Genomic DNA, 16,842 nt, shown 5'->3' with positions numbered 1-16,842 from the left:
CCTGCAACTTCAAGTAGTTTTGGTATAGATCTAGGCTATGAATTTAATTTTTAAACAAGCCTTACAAATATAAATAATTAACTTTAAGTAAGTTGATTATTTATATTTTTTAAGGTTGAAATTAAAAAATATAAATACTTATTTTGTGTGATGATGCTTCTGGTTTTTGTTAATTTTATTGGCGATTTTAATTTCATTAACTTAATCCTAATTGCGAGTACATTCTGTACTTGACATTTTATTTGGAGAAAGTAATGAAGAAGATGTTATTAATAGCAGGGGCTACGGTGATATCCAGTATGGCTCATCCCACATTAGCAGTCGAAGATGAGTTAAAGATATTTGATGAATGCCGTTCGCCATGTTCGTTGACCCCGGAACCGGGTAAGCCGATTCAATCAAAATTGTCTATCCCTAGTGATGTTGTTTTAGATGAAGGTGTTCTGTATTACTCGATGACGATTAATGATGAGCAGAATGATATTAAGGATGAGGACAAAGGAGAGTCCATTATTACTATTGGTGAATTTGCCACAGTAAGAGCGACTAGACATTATGTTAATCAAGATGCGCCTTTTGGTGTCATTAATTTAGATATTACGACAGAAAATGGTACAAAAACGTACTCTTATAACCGAAAAGAGGGTGAATTTGCGATTAATTGGTTAGTGCCTATTGGTGAAGATTCTCCTGCAAGCATTAAAATTTCCGTTGATGAGCTCGATCAGCAAAGAAATATCATCGAGGTGCCTAAACTATATAGTATTGATCTCGATAACCAAACGTTAGAACAGTGGGAAAATCAAGGTAATGTCTCTTTTGCGGTAACGCGACCAGAACAAAGTATTGCCATTTCTTGGCCAAGTGTCAGTTACAAAGCGGCGCATAAAAATGGTTCGCGTCATAAGCGTTGGGCAAACTGGCTCACGACATTACCAAAAGTGGTTTTATGTTTCTATGAAGATCCTGAGCTTTGTACTTATGGTGACGATTGGCATGGTGGAGCCTATAAAACTGTTGCAGGAACTCCGAAGGCGATTACGGTTAAGCAAGGGATAGAACAAAAAACCGTTGAACAGCGCATCCATTTCTCCAAGAAGAATGCGATGGAGGCACTTGCTGCTCATCGAGTCTGTGGTGTGCCATTAGAAACTTTGGCGCGCAGTCGGAAACCTAGGGATTTAACGGATGATTTATCATGTGCCTATCAAGCGCAGAATATTGTGAGTTTATTTGTCGCGACGAGAATTTTATTCTCTCATCTAGATAGCGTATTTACTCTGAATCTTGACGAACAAGAACCAGAGGTGGCTGAAAGGCTAAGTGCTCTTAGACAAATTAATGAAAATAACCCCGGCATGGTTACACAGGTTTTAACCGTTGCTCGACAGATCTATAACGATTATGTCACTCACCATCCCGGATTAACTCCTGAGCAAACCAGTGCGGGTGCACAAGCTGCCGATATCCTCTCTTTATTTTGCCCAGATGCTGATAAGTCTTGTGTGGCGTCAAACAACGATCAAGCCAATATTAACATTGAGTCTCGTTCTGGTCGTTCATATTTGCCTGAAAACCGTGCGGTAATCACCCCTCAAGGAGTCACAAATTGGACTTATCAGGAACTCGAAGCAACACATCAAGCTCTGACTCGAGAGGGTTATGTGTTCGTGGGTTACCATGGTACGAATCATGTCGCTGCGCAAACCATAGTGAATAGAATTGCCCCTGTTCCGAGAGGCAACAACACTGAAAACGAGGAAAAGTGGGGCGGGTTATATGTTGCAACTCACGCTGAAGTTGCCCATGGTTATGCTCGGATCAAAGAAGGGACAGGGGAGTATGGACTTCCGACCCGTGCTGAGCGGGACGCTCGTGGGGTAATGCTAAGAGTGTATATCCCTCGTGCTTCATTAGAACGTTTTTATCGAACGAATACACCTTTGGAAAATGCTGAGGAGCATATAACGCAAGTGATTGGTCATTCTTTGCCATTACGAAATGAAGCATTTACTGGTCCAGAAAGTGCGGGAGGGGAAGACGAAACTGTCATTGGCTGGGATATGGCGATTCATGCAGTTGCGATTCCTTCGACTATTCCAGGGAACGCTTACGAAGAATTGGCGATTGATGAGGAGGCTGTTGCTAAAGAGCAATCGATTAGCGCAAAACCACCTTATAAAGAGCAAAAAGATGAACTGAAATAAATAATAAATAAAGCCTCACGCTTAAGCTGTGAGGCTTTGCAATCGATCATTAATGAAATTACGGTTCTTATTTCGTCGGATAAATCGTCAAAGGCTCAAATGTTGCCGTTGCATTGCCGTTGGCTCCCGGATGATCGGTGTATTGTGTGTCTTGCATTAGGGTATAAAACACATCAACGAAGTCGTCATCATTCACAAGGACACCATCGGGAATGGCCTCGATAATTTTTCCCGTGATCTGCGCAATAATCGCGTAGCCTTGCACTTCAGGATCAGGGATAAGTTTGAGCACCTCTTCCGCCACTTTCACCAGTTGTTTCGCTAGTTCTTTATAATCCGTGCCATCATCTTGCTCCATGAGGATCATGTCCGCAGCACCCCAGCGATAGCGAGTCCAGTGAATGACTACCTGATTCGGGAAATAATCTTGCTTATCGTAATCCAGATAAGGCATATCAATCAGATCAATGGTTGGTTTATCGCGGCTTGGATCAACTCCAGTGACTAGCGCATAAATTTCGGCACGGCCTGAAATCCAAGGTTCTTTGTCATCTTGCAGACGAATTTTCTTTAAAACAGTGGTGGAAATGGGCGCTGTATCGGCGGATGCAGAGCGACTCAAAGAACGTGTCGATGCTTCAATTGAGCTACTCTCTTGCGTAGACAATTGTGGGCTTTGCCCCAAGCGCTGCATTTCCGCACGCATGGCTTGTAGACCCGCTTTGAGTTCGACGGCGCTGTCGTTATCAACCACAAAGACGGGAACATCTGGCAATTGGTAGACATCGAGTTGGTGGATTTGGCCATACACATCATAAGCTTCAATGTATTGCCAGCTATCATCGTTACCACTCGGCTCAAAAGCAAACAGCGGACTTTGTCCTTCTTGCCACTCTTTGAGCATCGAAGCATCGGCCAAACGCAGTTGCAGAAGTTGCTCTGTAAACTGGTCAATACCTTTTAAGGTGCGCACATTCTTATCTGCAGAGCGTAACTGTTGGCTTATCTCAGTATTTGGCGCGGATTCCACCAGTTCAGAGACTGAAATGCTCAAGTTATCTGCACTGATTTGTGTTTTGAGTGTGTGCGCGTAAGCGGCATAGTTTTGGCTGAAGGATTCCGCCAATTGACGCTTTTGTGCAACGACGGCATCCGCCTTCGCTTGCGCTGTTAGTCCGGTGTTGCTTTGTGTTTCTTCTGATTGGCAGCCAACCAGTGCAACAGTCAGAAGCACTGCTATGGAGAGTGGTTTATGCATAGGTGAACCCTTTTTCTTGTTGTAGTGAATAGAGCCATAGCTCTATTGGGCTCAAACTACCACGCTTTGCACGTTACACAGAGAGAAACTATTCAGCAGATTTATCTTTGTGGCTCAAGATCAAATTCTGCAACATAAGGGTGAGATCGCAGCATAAAGTGCTACTGTGCTCGGGTGAATGATTTTTAGAGTTGTCAAAGTTTGGTTAAACGTCGAATTATCTTCTGTTTCAAGCAATTAGCATCACGTAAACCTATTTAAGGCATTTCTCCCCACTTGAAGCAGCAGTGTTCGCACGTTCGCTCACCCTAATCACATCGTTTGAGATGTTGATGAATAGACTCGTTTTTCGTTTCGCTGCCACTCCAAGTCGTTTTGGGATATGTCAGGCATTGTAACGCGCGACTTCCTGTTGCATGCTCTCGGCGAGTCTTGCCAACTCCAAGGTTGCTTCAGAGCTTTGTTGTGCTCCCAACGCGGTTTGGTTGGAGATTTCGCTGATGGTGATGATGTTTTTATTGATCTCCTCAGTCACCGCACTTTGCTCCTCTGACGCCGTCGCAATTTGCGTGTTCATGGTCGAGATACGATCGACGTTAGCCGTAATTTGAGACAGCGCCGTCCCTGCCAAACGTGCTTTTTCAACGGCTTTTGATGCTCCAGAAACCCCTTGTTCAATTAAATTCGCCGAATCTCGACTGCTCTGCTGTAAGCGCTGCACTGTCTGTAGGATTTGTTTCGTCGATTCTTGGGTGCGGCTTGCTAAGGTTCTGACCTCATCGGCGACGACTGCAAATCCGCGTCCTTGTTCACCCGCGCGAGCGGCTTCGATCGCAGCATTCAGCGCCAATAAATTGGTTTGCTCTGAAATACTCTGAATCACATCCACAACACTGCCAATGTCTTCTGAATCTTTGGCAAGTAACTGCATGGCGGCAAGCATCTTTTGTAAATCGTTGGATAGCCCTTCAATCATCGCAATATTTTCCTCAACGACCTTGCGTCCCTGCATCGCGGCTTGTTCTGCTTCTTCAGAGGCTTCTGCAGCAAGGCCTGCACTTTGCGCGACTTCGTGTACGGTGGCGGTGAACTGATGGATTGCGGCAGCAATTTGCTGTGTTTGCGACTGCTGTTCGACGATATTTTGCTTCGTTTGCATCGCAACGGCCGCGTTTTCCTCGGCAGCCGTCGCTAAAGCAGAGACTGAGTGGCGATTACTGCTAATGACTTCTTGAAAGCTCGTTACAATTCGGTTGACGTATTTAGCAATATCCGAAAATTCATCGTTCCCAGTGACGGGGATGCGTTGAGTGAGATCGCCAGCGGCAATATGGGTGGCAGAACTTGCTAAGTGATGCACGGCATTATTGACTCGCTTAGCAATCAGTAGTGCTAAGCTGGTAGTCACTATCAAGGCAAAAGCACCCAGTAAGCTGACTATCCAGATAAATTGGTTAATCTCGTGTTGAGAGGCAGAAAAGTTATTTTTTCCTTCTTGGGTTTGAATGTCGAGAAAGGCTTCCGCCGCTTTTTTTATCTCGTTATAAAGAGGGTTAATGACTTGGAGCAGAATTAAGTTAGCCGCATCGTATTTTTCAGCCTTGAGCTGTTGGAGAGCGGGTTCAAATCCTTGACGAGTGACTTGATCCAGCTTTTCTTTCAAGGTTTGGATCACGGCTTTTTCTTGAGCATCCAATACGGTAGCTAATATTTCGTTATCCACAATACGGTGCAAATTGGTCAGCGATGTTTGGATTCCTTCGACGTGCATTGTGATCGGATGATCATGCATCAACGCGTACTTGGAGGATGGGTCATGTTGGAAAGCTAATAGCAGTTGGCTGCGCGCGCTGCCTAATTCATCCAATATGCGTCCAGCACGAATCGTATGTTGCATTCCTTTTGTATAAAGCGATTCAATCGAATCTGAAGCACTTTGCATGCCTGTTAAGCCTTTGAAACCCAAGAAAAGAATGGAAACCACGATCAGCACCACGATCAGTTTCAAGCGTAGGCCAACGCTATGCAGTGAGTTTGTAGTGCCCGCTATTATTGTGCGATGAGCATTGTTATGTTGATTGGATACCATCATCCATCCCCCCGACAAAAATTAAAAAGTTAATGAAATTATACTGATTTGAGTATGGTCCAAACTGGATAATTGGATTGAATTTCATAACGTTATGATACGTAGATCATGATTTTTATGGATGATATCCACAAGGATGACGGTCTACTGACAATATCAGACACTGAAAATGAACCCACTGTTATAAAATACCCATTGAATGCTCTTGGTATATTGATGTTAATTATCATCACTATCCAGAACGTATTTGAGAGAACCTTAATAACTGGAGTGGAGAGATGCCAACAACCGATCAAGCGATAGCCATTACTTTGCCTTCTTTGATTCATCGGATAGGTAGCGATACCGTTAAGCGATTGAAACTGCAGGCACAGACTTTTGATTGCGAGTTAAATCGTATTCGTCGCTCGCGAAATTGGCAGTTATTAGGTGAAGCTGCCTCGATGCAGAAATTTGTTATCCAAATCAAGCAGACCGAATATCAAGTTGCTGAATATCTGATTCGACGCGTGGAAGCCGGTTTAAGGCTGCCGAGCGACAAGATTGAACCCATCGAAGTCCAGCTGCAGCGTTTAGTTCAGCAAAATCCGTCCATAACCTTAGCGGAACTCATGGCAGCTACACATTGCAGCTTGATGCAGGCGCGAGCGGCTCGTTTTGCTGAGGAGAGCTTTGAGTGACCCTTTTGATGAAGTAAGATTCAGTAGAATCTTTGCTTTATGTGTCGAATATAACTAGTCTTTAATCAGTCTATAATTAAGGCATAGTCAAATGCATATTATTCCTGTGGCGTCAGATCCCAAAACTTGTTCATGTGGTGTGAATGAAAATTCGCTCGATTTTGATTTTACTATGGCATTTCAACCCATAGTAAATTGTAGAACGCAAGAGATATTTGGCTATGAAGCTTTAGTGAGAGGTTTAAATGACGAATCGGCTTATTCGGTTATTTCAAGAGTTAATGAAGATAATCGTTATTTATTTGATCAAATGTGTAGAGTTAAAGCGATTGCTCTTGCCGCCAAGTTAGGACTGACCAGTAAATTAAGTATAAACTTTCTCCCCAACGCTATTTATGTGCCAGAGCGTTGTATTCGTACTACGTTAGAGGCCGCGAAACGTTACCAGTTTCCGATCGAAAATATTATGTTCGAATTTACCGAGGCTGAGCGGGTAGAAGATGTTAATCACATAAAAAGGATTGTCGAATACTATAAATCTTTGGGTTTTCAAACAGCAATTGATGATTTTGGTTCTGGCTATTCAGGGTTAAATTTATTGGCTGATTTTCAAACCAATATTGTAAAAGTGGATATGGGGTTGATAAGAAATATCCATGCCGATCAGGTTCGTCAGTCGATCATGAAAAACTGTTTAAAGCTGTTTAGTGATTTAAATATTCAACCGCTGGCTGAAGGTGTGGAGAGTCATGCTGAGTTTGCTTGGTTAAAAGCGGCAGGCGTTGAGTTAATGCAAGGCTATTATTTTGCAAAGCCCTGCTTTGAGAGCCTACCAAGTGTCAATCCTGAGTTCAGCGAAGCGTGAATTGTAAATTAGATTGGTTCTAAAACGGTGAAACCCCGACAGTTGGTAGCTATCGGGGTTTCGAATTTTTAGATTTCTCGGTTGGTAATGCCGATGATCTTATTTATGCAAAAGGCTGGATTTAATCCGAGTAATTCCTTGGTAGGGAATTAGATACGGATGAAGTCCATGTGCTCAACTTTTGGCTTGTACGCGTGGCGTTGAACGTCTTGAGGCTTCACTTTCACTTCTTGGCCGTCGATAACCAGAACGATAGCTTCGTAAAACTCAGGCTTGTCCATTTGGTTCATCACGTCATCGTGGTTCAGTGAGATAGAAACTGGAGCTGCTTCACCACCGTAAACGATCGCTGGGAAGTAACCAGTGTTACGTAGGCGGCGGCTCGCACCTTTACCTAGATCAGTACGTAATACTGCTTCGAATTTCATAGTATTTACTCTCAAATTAGTAAAAAACAGAGTGACAGGGCAATGCGACCTTGCCCGTGTCGTAGAGTTTCCAAACCTATAGGAGGGTCAGAAACGAGCGCGGATACTAGCATTCATTGCTCTCTCGGGCAACTGAAAATCCGTTTTTGCACCGCATTTAATGGGATTTGACGGCTTTGGCTGCGCGAGTGGGTTGTTTTAAGGTCAGTGTGGCTTTTAAGCCGCCTAACTGACTCTCTCCTAAAGCCAATGCTCCACGATAACTGTGCGCCATTTCACTCACAATATTAAGTCCAAGCCCAGTGCCGGGCGTGGTTTCATCCAAGCGCACTCCGCGTTTGAGGGCTTTTTCGCGGTTCGTTGCACTGATGCCTGCGCCATCGTCTTCCACGCAAATCTGTACCCAATCGTCACTCAGTATTTGGCTGTGTACACGAATTAAGCTGTTGGCCCATTTGTAGCTGTTTTCCAGAAGGTTACCGATCATTTCATCTAGGTCAGTCGGTTCAACGGCCACTTCTAAGTCCGAATCCAGCTCATTCACCAAGGTGATTCCACGTTCAGCGTAAACCTTATCAAATGCTTGTGAAATAGCATCGACTCGCGCACTGGGTGCGGTTTTAACCGAAAGAATATTGGCGGAACCCGCCATACGAGCACGCCCTAGATGGTAGTCAATTTGCTGCTGGATCTGCTCAACAGAAGGCTGTAACTGGCTTCTGAGCTGGGCATCATTCAACTGAGCGACTTCGTTTTTGAGCACAGAAAGTGGTGTTTTTAATGCGTGGGATAAGTTCCCTGCATGGTGTCTGGCTCGCTCAAGCAGCTCTTGGTAATGAAAGAGGAGAGCGTTGAGATCATTGACTAGCGGTGAAATCTCTTGTGGATAATCGCCATTCAACGCATTTTGCTGGCCATCTCGCAAGGCTGAGAGCTCGCGTTGCATTTTCGAAAGTGGACGGAGTGACCACGTCACTTGTACGCCAGTTAAAATGAGTATTCCGCTGAACAATAGAGCCAGAATCATCCACAACTCTTTGCTCACGCGCTGTAGCGTGGCTTTTAGCGGGGCATCGTCTAAGCCTATCGTGATTGTGATGGGTTGTGAAAATTCGGGCAGATAAACAGTACGCTTTAATACAATTAACGATTCCTCTTTCGCGCCAAGATAAATCGTACCGTGAACATGGGTTTCTTCGGTCAAAAAGCGATCCCACAACGAGCGTGAGCGAAGCGTTTGATCGCCTAAAGTGGCTGACCAGTAAAGGCCACTATAAGGCTGGGTAAAACGGGGATCGGCAAGTCGAGTGGTGAGGGTTAATTGTCCTTGTGGATTGGCTTCCAAGTTGGCGGTGATCTCATCCATCGACAGTTGCAACTGGTTTTGCACATCTTCCAGCAGATATTGATGGATGAGATTTGGGATCAAATAACCGGCGGCCAAGATCATCGCGCCTAGCCATAGTGCCGCAGCAAGGAGCAAGCGGGTTTTTAGGCTGAGATGACGTAACGCCCGAGATTTAATTGGCATGCAGCTGATACCCAAGACCGCGCACGGTTTTGATCACATCCGGCGCAATTTTCTTACGAATGCGCCCGATGAATACCTCAATGGTATTGGAATCGCGGTCAAAATCTTGCTTATAGATATGTTCGACAAGCTCAGTGCGTGAAATTACTTTTTCAGGGTTATGCATGAAATAGGCTATCACTTTATATTCGAGGGCGGTGAGGCTAACCGCTTGCCCTTGCCACATTACTTTGGAAGTGCGCGTATCTAAACTCAGGTCACCGACTTGCATCACCGGGGAGGCATTGCCAGACGCACGGCGCAGTTGGGCGCGAATACGAGCAATCAACTCAACCATTTCAAAGGGTTTGGTGAGGTAATCGTCCGCTCCTGCATTCAAACCTTCGACCCGTTGAGTGAGGGTGTCGCGTGCACTCAAAATCACCACAGGAGTGTTGATGTTTTCGTCTCGAATGCCTTTAAGTACGGTCAAACCATCCAATTTCGGTAGGCCGAGATCGAGTACGATGACGTCCCACTCTTCCGCGGTGGCGCGGTATAAGGCATCGATGCCATCTTGTGCCAATTCGGGAACCCAACCTGTTTGCTCTAATGCCGAGAGGATCTGCTGGCCTAACTGAACATCATCTTCAACAACTAATATTTTCATGGTCTGCTCGATTATTTTTTGATGGCACGAATCACATTACGCCCGCGAATGGACATCAACTCCAACGTAGCGGCGTTGTATTCGACACGAAAGACTTGATTGTCATACACCAATTTCAGCTCATAAATCCACTCATCGTCATCTTCGTCAAGCTCGACTTTGATCAAACGCCCATTCAACTGCTGATCGACCGTGGCATAGAGTTCGGCAAAAGGGCGAATCAACCCTTTTTGGACGGCGCGATAAACGTCATCTTGGTCTTCATCAATTTCAATTTGCGTCCCTTCACGATACGAGCCTTGTTCCCAGTCTCGCACCTTGTTATCAGCGTGAGTGGGCAGTGCAAACCCTAGCAACAACAATAGGAGTAGGAGGCTGGCTTGCGGTCTTTGCTGCATACGAAAAATCTGCATAGTCAATACCTGAATGTTGAATCTGTTGCCGAGTATAACGAGATAAAAATGAACAGAAAGTGAATTGCGAAACCCCCATCGCTATGGTTTAGATGATGAACGTCTGCTTTGGGTTTGCCTAGTCTCGGTTTGATAGGTGAACGTCGGTTGGGGAGGCGAACTCATCGGCAAATACTTTGTCTCGAATGGCCCAAAAGCGGCCCGATTTTCGCGCAATCACAAACAGGGGTGGACGAAAACGGTGCTGATGATCCACGACTTTGGCGGGCGTTGCTGCCTCAAAAGGCCGATGTTTGTCAGCCAGATGTGGACGTACAAATTGGTCGTGAAATTGCTGCTTTTGGCGCGGCGTATTCAGTGACCAAAATTGGTGTACTTGCACCGCATCTTGCCCGTGGTAAGTCACTTGAAGCTGGCTTTTCCCTTTGGCGTCTTTATGAACTTTTAGGCTCATGTCGGTACATTCAAACACCAGCGCATCTTTCAGGTTGAGTGCCTCTTTGAGTTTCTTGTCGGGGTCCACTAACGTGGCGTCACACTCATGGCAGATGCGAGCGGCGATGTCGTTATCCGCACCACATTCATTGCAGTATTTGGCTCGAAAACGGTAGCCACAATGCTCGCGCTCACCCGTCTCATCATCGGTGAAATAGCCTTGGCAGCGGCGGCCATAGTGCTCAATCAGAAAGCCGTTCGCATCCAGCTTGCCCCAAAAGTTATTGTTAAAACCGCAAGCGGGGCAGGGAATGGTGATGATTTCGCTGTCTGAATCGGGTTTTGGATCGCCCACTTCAGGTTGATACAGATCGTACTGATTACCCGCATAGTCGAGCACCAAACAGTCGGATTTGCCCGCCGCAAGGCGTAGCCCGCGGCCGACAATTTGTTGATAGAGACTGACCGATTCTGTTGGCCTTAAAATCGCAATTAAATCGACATGCGGCGCATCAAATCCGGTGGTGAGTACGGACACATTGACCAAAAACTTAATCTGTTGCTGCTTGAACGCTTGGATAATGCGATCACGCTCTGGCGTTGGGGTATCACCGATCACTAAGGCGGCGTGCTCGGTAGGCAGTAAACGGTAGATCTCTTCGGCGTGACGCACGGTCGCCGCAAAAATCATCACCCCTTGTCGCGCTTTGGCAAGCTCGATGATCTGGGCAACAATTTGCGGAGTGGCGCGTTGTGACTGCTCAATCACCAAGTCGAGTTCTGATTCACGATAGCGCCCCGTATTGGCTGGTTTCAACTGCGAAAAGTCATAGCTCATGACAGGGGTATCAATCAATTGAGCGGGGGTGAGAAAACCTTCATCCAATAAATAGTGAATGGGTAGCTCAAAAATACAGTCGCGGAAAAAACGCGGCTCTTCACTGCGCACTAAACCACGGGTGTGATACTGGTAAATCCATCCCATCCCGAGCCGATAGGGGGTTGCGGTCAATCCGAGCACTTTCATGCCCGGATTGAGTTCCAGCAAATGGGTGATCACTTTTTGATAACTGCTGTTTTTGTCATCGGGGACGCGGTGGCACTCATCAATCACCAATAAAGAGAACTGGTTTTGGAACTCAGATAAGTTGCGCACCACCGATTGCACTGAGGCAAACACCACTTGTTGATCGGTTTCTTTGCGCCCCAAGCCTGCGGAAAAAATCGCGCCGGTTAAGCCATAGCCTTCATATTTGGCGTGGTTTTGCTCAACCAACTCTTTGACATGGGCCAACACCAATACGCGGCCACGGGCAAGGCGCGCAAGCTCTGCGATCACTAAGCTTTTTCCTGCGCCGGTCGGAAGCACAATCACGGCCGGGGTAGAGTGCTGGCGAAAATAGTGCACGACGGCTTTCACTGAGTCGGCTTGATAAGGTCGTAACGTATACATCCGCTGGGCGTTACCGAGGTTATCTGGGCAATTGACGGCTTTTGCATCGTTTGATGTTGGCCGCAAGCAATTGCGCTGGGTAATTATTGTGTGAGGTCTGTATAATAGCCGACTTCCAGCAGATGAGGTAAGCATGCGTTTAGACAAATTCCTGTGTGATGCGCTCGGTACAACGCGTAAAGAGGCCACTCAACTTCTCAAAAGTGGTGAAGTGACCGTCGATGATGTGGTGCAAAAAAGTGGTGCGTTCAAACTTAAAGAGACGTCGTGCGTTGAGTGGCAAGGCCGTGAAATTACGTTGCATGGTCCGCGTTACATCATGATGCACAAACCAGATGGCGTGGTCTGTTCACATGAAGATGGTTTTAACCAAACGGCGTTTACCTTGCTTGATGAAGTTAATATTCAAGATCTGCACTTTGCAGGCCGCTTGGATGTCGATACCACAGGTTTACTGCTGATCACTGATGATGGGCAATGGTCGCACCGAGTCACGTCACCAAAACATAAGTGTGAGAAGACCTACCGCGTGTGGTTGGCGGATCCCATTCAAGCTGATTACGCAGAGCAATTTAACCGAGGTATTGAATTGCGTGGTGAACGTGAGCTGACTTTGCCCGCGCAACTGGAGGTGATCAGTGAAACGGAAGTGCTATTGACTATCCATGAAGGAAAGTATCACCAAGTGAAGCGTATGTTTGCCGCTTTAGGTAACAAAGTCATAGGGTTACATCGTGAACGCATTGGTCAGATTACCTTAGATGAAACCCTTGAACCGGGGGAATACCGCTATTTGACGGAAGAAGAAGTGGCCTCAATCTGGAAATAAACCAAGATTTAGGAAATAGATTGTTTCTGAATTAGCACTAGTTAATCGCGGCGATTATTAAGATCATATACCCAAACAACTTGGAGTTGCAGGTAGGCGGCAAGTGAGTTCATCCCCATGAGCATAGAGAGACTATGTGATTGGGGTGAACGAACGTAGCCAACCCCCCTGCAGCTTCAAGTAGAAAGGGGATAATCATCATCACTAAACTCAAGGGATTGAGATTAATTTCAATAGTAAAAAGCCCACGTGACAATGCGGGCTTCTTTAACGAAAACGAACAGTGCTAGATTAGCAATCGTCTTCAGTAAAATTGGACGGCAGCGTCATTTTCATCTGATTCCAGATGTGTCCGCTAGCAATACCATACTGACGAATAACCTGAGGCAAATGCTCACGCTCGCCGCTTTGGCACACAGCTAACAGCTGACGGTAGAATTCCATGGCCAATTCACGCGCTTGAGGATTGGAAAAATAGTAACTTCCCACACGGTCATACAGCTTTTTCAACCCGTTAAAGATCAAACCGTAAATCTGGTTACCAGAATGGAAAGCGAGACGTTGGAATAACATATAATCGTAGAAATTAAATGTTTTCGCGATCAAGATTTCCTGCCTTTTGAGCTCATCTTTTTCGCTGTCTTCTTTCACGTGCTGCTGGATTTTTTCCGCATAGGGAGAAGCTGCGATAAACGCATCCCAAGAAGGGGCGTTAACCAAGGCTTCACAAGACTCAATCACATTGATCATGATCCGCTCTGCGCTCTCTTTATTTAGCTTAAAAGCGTAACGCATGAAAATGGGGCTGATATTGGTTCTTGCAGCTAGTAAGTCTTCAACAATGCTGGTGGCATTCTCTGCATCAAGAGTCATCAAGGTATCAAGAATATGCAAACCTGATGTTTCCATAAACTGATTCACTTTGGTGGGTTTACCGTGTTGAATCGTGAGCCAACCATCACGCGCTAAACGCTGTAACACCTCACGTAGTGTGGTACGCGTAACACCGATCAATTCAGAAAGCTCACGCTCTGCAGGTAAGATGGAACCTGGCGGAAAGCGGCCGTTCCAAATACTTTCAATAATATACTTCTCAGCGAAACCGGCTGGGCTTTTTGCCTTAATGACCATTAATGACTAATCCAATACTTGTTTTATTTGGGTCGAATGGCACTCATCATACCACTAGTTGGTGTACGTCGAAAACCAAGCATCGATAAACTTGTCACAAAGCAGACATAGTGCAATTACTCTAATTTAACTTGAGCGAATCATTGTGAACATTTTGCTTATAAGATGACTGGTAAACACTTTTCTTTTCATCGACTACATAAAACACCTGAAATTAAATGGACACAGCTCACACTCTCCTATTTCTAATTAGCAAAATAAACTTACTCGAAAGAGGTATTTCTTTGGAGTAAAGATGTATTAAATTCAATTTCACTTAACTCACGGCTTCTAAATGAATTTTTCGTCAACTTTGTGTTATGCTTACACCACTTAGATCGCGTTTTTTAACGAAAGTTTAGTAACTTTTTATCATCATGATATTTGTTGTTGACTATTGTGTAACGACAAGTAGAGTTGCGGTCGAAGTACGGAGTGCTTGTTTTTCTCAGGGAGTGACTTAGCTGGAATTGAATCGGTGAACAACCTTATTTTCCTGCTAAATCACTGTTGAAAAGATTTTGTCTACACACTGAGTCTCATGCTTTGGTGAAAGCAGGTACGACACAAAGTCTATCTATAACAACAGTTAAAGAGTAATCATCATGCCGATGTCCCTCGGAAACGCGTTTATCAAGAATTTCCTTGGTAAAGCGCCTGATTGGTACAAAGTTGCCATCATTGCTTTTCTTATTATTAACCCAATAGTGTTCTTCTTTATTAATCCCTTCCTCGCGGGTTGGTTATTAGTGGTTGAGTTTATTTTTACTCTGGCCATGGCACTGAAATGCTACCCTCTACAACCCGGTGGTTTACTTGCGATTGAAGCGATTGCGATTGGGATGACAAGTCCGGGGCAAGTTAAGCATGAACTGGTTGCCAATATCGAGGTATTGCTACTGTTGGTGTTTATGGTGGCAGGCATCTATTTTATGAAGCAACTGCTGCTGTTTATTTTCACTAAAATTCTGCTTGGCATTCGCTCCAAAGTTCTCCTTTCGATAGCCTTTAGTGTTACGGCAGCGTTTCTCTCTGCCTTCCTAGATGCGCTGACAGTGATTGCGGTCATCATCAGTGTGGCGGTGGGTTTCTACTCGATTTATCACAAGGTTGCTTCGGGTCAAAGTGTTCACTCTTCTCACGATCACACCCATGATGAAGGTATTTCAGAATTAACTCGTGATGACTTAGAAAACTATCGTGCATTTTTACGTTCACTGCTGATGCACGCAGGTGTGGGTACAGCACTGGGTGGTGTCACCACCATGGTGGGTGAACCACAAAACCTGATCATTGCTGACCAAGCAGGCTGGCAATTTGGTGAGTTCTTACTCCGCATGGCTCCCGTTACCGTACCCGTGTTTATTGCAGGTATGCTGACCTGTATGTTGGTTGAGAAATTCCGCATTTTTGGCTATGGAGCTTGTCTTCCTGCCAATGTTCGTCAAATTCTGCTCGATTTTGACTCAGAAGAGCGCAAAAACCGCACAAACCAAGACGTTGCCAAACTCTGGGTGCAAGGTGCTATCGCGGTTTGGTTGATTGTGGGCTTAGCTCTTCACTTAGCCGCCGTTGGTCTTATTGGTTTGTCGGTGATTATTCTCGCCACGGCGTTTACTGGTGTGATTGAAGAACATTCGCTAGGTAAAGCGTTTGAAGAAGCGCTGCCGTTTACCGCATTGCTGGCTGTTTTCTTCTCGATTGTTGCGGTTATTATCGACCAAGAGCTGTTCAAACCCGTGATTGATGCGGTACTAAATGTCGAAGACCATGGCACTCAGCTCGCACTCTTCTATGTGGCGAATGGTCTACTTTCCATGGTGTCAGACAACGTGTTTGTGGGGACGGTTTACATCACAGAAGTGAAAACCGCACTGATGGAAGGCATGATTTCACGTGACCAATTTGATTTGTTGGCCGTCGCCATCAATACCGGCACCAACTTACCTTCAGTAGCCACACCGAACGGTCAAGCGGCCTTCTTATTCTTGCTCACTTCGGCTTTGGCGCCACTGATCCGTCTCTCTTACGGTCGTATGGTCATCATGGCGTTTCCTTATACGCTGGCGCTTTCACTGGTTGGTTTTATTGGCATCATGTTCTTACTTGAGCCAATGACTGAAGTGTTCTACAGCCTAGGTTGGATCAGCCATCATGTCGCGCCAGCTGCAGATGCACTACTGCAAAGTGGCCACTAAATTTCAATTGAACCTGAAACTAATCCAAGATACAAAGCTCTGAGTATTCAGAGCTTTTCTTTTTAACAAGGATCTATCTGTGCGTATATTATCCTCCCTTAAAACCTTTTCTCAGTCGCGATTATCTTGGCTGTTGCTGCTGGCATTTGTCGTTTTCTTTACCTTGTGTGCCATGTACTTTCAACATGTGATGCTACTTGCACCGTGTGTCATGTGTATCTATGAACGTATCGCTATGCTGGGGATTGGTGTCGCCGCCTTGATTGGCGCAATTGCACCACAAAACCCTGTCGTACGTTGGCTCGGTTTTGCTGCTTGGGGTGCCAGCAGCTACAAAGGTTTGATGCTGGCGATCGAGCATGTGAACTACCAGTTTAACCCTTCGCCTTTTGCTACTTGCGATCTGTTTGTCACCTTCCCGGCTTGGGCTCCGCTCAACCAATGGGCTCCCAATCTGTTTGAAGCATATGGTGACTGTAGCAAGGTGGTATGGCAGTTTTTGACGCTCTCTATGCCGCAGTGGCTCGTCGTTATCTTTGCGGCAAACTTACTCGCATTAGCGATTTTTGTCATTGCACAACTGGCCAAAACCTCACGTTAAGCCAATCACATCGCTCAATCCGGTTGATAAAAAAGG

General features: G+C 45.5%; 14 protein-coding genes. 6 read left to right on the top strand and 8 right to left on the bottom strand.

All coding sequences use genetic code 11. The features are described from left to right. The first annotated feature begins 299 nt into the window (after positions 1-299). The gene (gene chxA / locus GOU96_RS02565) at positions 300-2,207 is read left to right on the top strand and encodes a cholix toxin ChxA (RefSeq protein WP_267782122.1); all 1,908 of its coding nucleotides are present in this window, start codon (positions 300-302) and stop codon (positions 2,205-2,207) included. Positions 2,208-2,274: 67 nt separating this feature from the next. Here the strand turns inward: chxA and GOU96_RS02560 are convergent, their stop codons facing one another. Together GOU96_RS02560 and GOU96_RS02555 are read right to left on the bottom strand one after the other, a co-directional pair. Then, the gene (locus GOU96_RS02560) at positions 2,275-3,465 is read right to left on the bottom strand and encodes a DUF3103 domain-containing protein (RefSeq protein WP_001959694.1); all 1,191 of its coding nucleotides are present in this window, start codon (positions 3,463-3,465) and stop codon (positions 2,275-2,277) included. A 385-nt stretch (positions 3,466-3,850) separates the two neighbouring features. Next, positions 3,851-5,557 carry a methyl-accepting chemotaxis protein gene (locus tag GOU96_RS02555; protein ID WP_162797034.1) on the bottom strand — a complete coding sequence of 569 codons (1,707 nt, stop codon included), beginning with the start codon at positions 5,555-5,557 and terminating at the stop codon, positions 3,851-3,853. Between the two features lie 275 nt (positions 5,558-5,832). Between GOU96_RS02555 and GOU96_RS02550 the strand changes: the two genes are divergently transcribed. Both GOU96_RS02550 and GOU96_RS02545 read left to right on the top strand, forming a co-directional pair. Further along, the gene (locus tag GOU96_RS02550) at positions 5,833-6,234 is read left to right on the top strand and encodes a ribosome recycling factor family protein (RefSeq protein ID WP_267782104.1); all 402 of its coding nucleotides are present in this window, start codon (positions 5,833-5,835) and stop codon (positions 6,232-6,234) included. Positions 6,235-6,325: 91 nt separating this feature from the next. Continuing rightward, positions 6,326-7,099: an EAL domain-containing protein gene (locus GOU96_RS02545; protein WP_267782107.1), complete on the top strand. Its 774-nt coding sequence runs from the start codon at positions 6,326-6,328 to the stop codon at positions 7,097-7,099. A gap of 149 nt (positions 7,100-7,248) precedes the next feature. Here the strand turns inward: GOU96_RS02545 and rplY are convergent, their stop codons facing one another. The 5 genes from rplY to GOU96_RS02520 form a co-directional block, all read right to left on the bottom strand. Beyond that, a complete protein-coding gene (rplY, locus tag GOU96_RS02540; RefSeq protein WP_000667185.1) occupies positions 7,249-7,527 on the bottom strand; it encodes a 50S ribosomal protein L25 in 279 nt (92 codons plus the stop codon). Positions 7,528-7,684: 157 nt separating this feature from the next. After that, positions 7,685-9,058, bottom strand: a complete 1,374-nt coding sequence (locus GOU96_RS02535) for an ATP-binding protein (protein ID WP_175230259.1) — start codon at positions 9,056-9,058, stop codon at positions 7,685-7,687. Then, positions 9,048-9,707: a response regulator transcription factor gene (locus GOU96_RS02530; protein ID WP_000699609.1), complete on the bottom strand. Its 660-nt coding sequence runs from the start codon at positions 9,705-9,707 to the stop codon at positions 9,048-9,050. Before GOU96_RS02530 ends, GOU96_RS02535 begins: the two co-directional genes overlap by 11 nt. Positions 9,708-9,718: 11 nt before the next feature. Continuing rightward, entirely contained in the window at positions 9,719-10,120 is a 402-nt protein-coding gene (locus GOU96_RS02525) for a PepSY domain-containing protein (protein WP_001165432.1), read from the bottom strand. Between the two features lie 118 nt (positions 10,121-10,238). Continuing rightward, complete coding sequence (locus GOU96_RS02520) at positions 10,239-12,008, bottom strand: DEAD/DEAH box helicase (RefSeq protein ID WP_057554902.1); 1,770 nt, start codon at positions 12,006-12,008, stop codon at positions 10,239-10,241. 133 nt (positions 12,009-12,141) lie between these two features. On the opposite strand from GOU96_RS02520, the gene rsuA reads away from it, so the two are divergent. Then, positions 12,142-12,837 carry a 16S rRNA pseudouridine(516) synthase RsuA gene (gene rsuA, locus GOU96_RS02515; RefSeq protein WP_001234869.1) on the top strand — a complete coding sequence of 232 codons (696 nt, stop codon included), beginning with the start codon at positions 12,142-12,144 and terminating at the stop codon, positions 12,835-12,837. A 291-nt stretch (positions 12,838-13,128) separates the two neighbouring features. On the opposite strand, the gene fadR is transcribed toward rsuA, so the two are convergent. Continuing rightward, positions 13,129-13,968: a fatty acid metabolism transcriptional regulator FadR gene (fadR, locus tag GOU96_RS02510; RefSeq protein ID WP_000234820.1), complete on the bottom strand. Its 840-nt coding sequence runs from the start codon at positions 13,966-13,968 to the stop codon at positions 13,129-13,131. 644 nt (positions 13,969-14,612) lie between these two features. Between fadR and nhaB the strand changes: the two genes are divergently transcribed. Both nhaB and dsbB read left to right on the top strand, forming a co-directional pair. Then, positions 14,613-16,205, top strand: coding sequence for a Na(+)/H(+) antiporter NhaB (gene nhaB / locus GOU96_RS02505; RefSeq protein WP_267781427.1), 1,593 nt, complete (start codon positions 14,613-14,615; stop codon positions 16,203-16,205). 79 nt (positions 16,206-16,284) lie between these two features. Then, positions 16,285-16,806, top strand: coding sequence for a disulfide bond formation protein DsbB (gene dsbB / locus GOU96_RS02500; RefSeq protein ID WP_001221801.1), 522 nt, complete (start codon positions 16,285-16,287; stop codon positions 16,804-16,806). The last annotated feature ends 36 nt before the right edge of the window (positions 16,807-16,842 follow it).

The organism is Vibrio sp. R-1 (genome assembly GCF_035615595.1).
Lineage (GTDB): Bacteria > Pseudomonadota > Gammaproteobacteria > Enterobacterales > Vibrionaceae > Vibrio > Vibrio cholerae.
The sequence above is the reverse complement of the archived record's forward strand: the minus strand, read 5'-3'. Positions and strand labels throughout refer to the sequence as shown.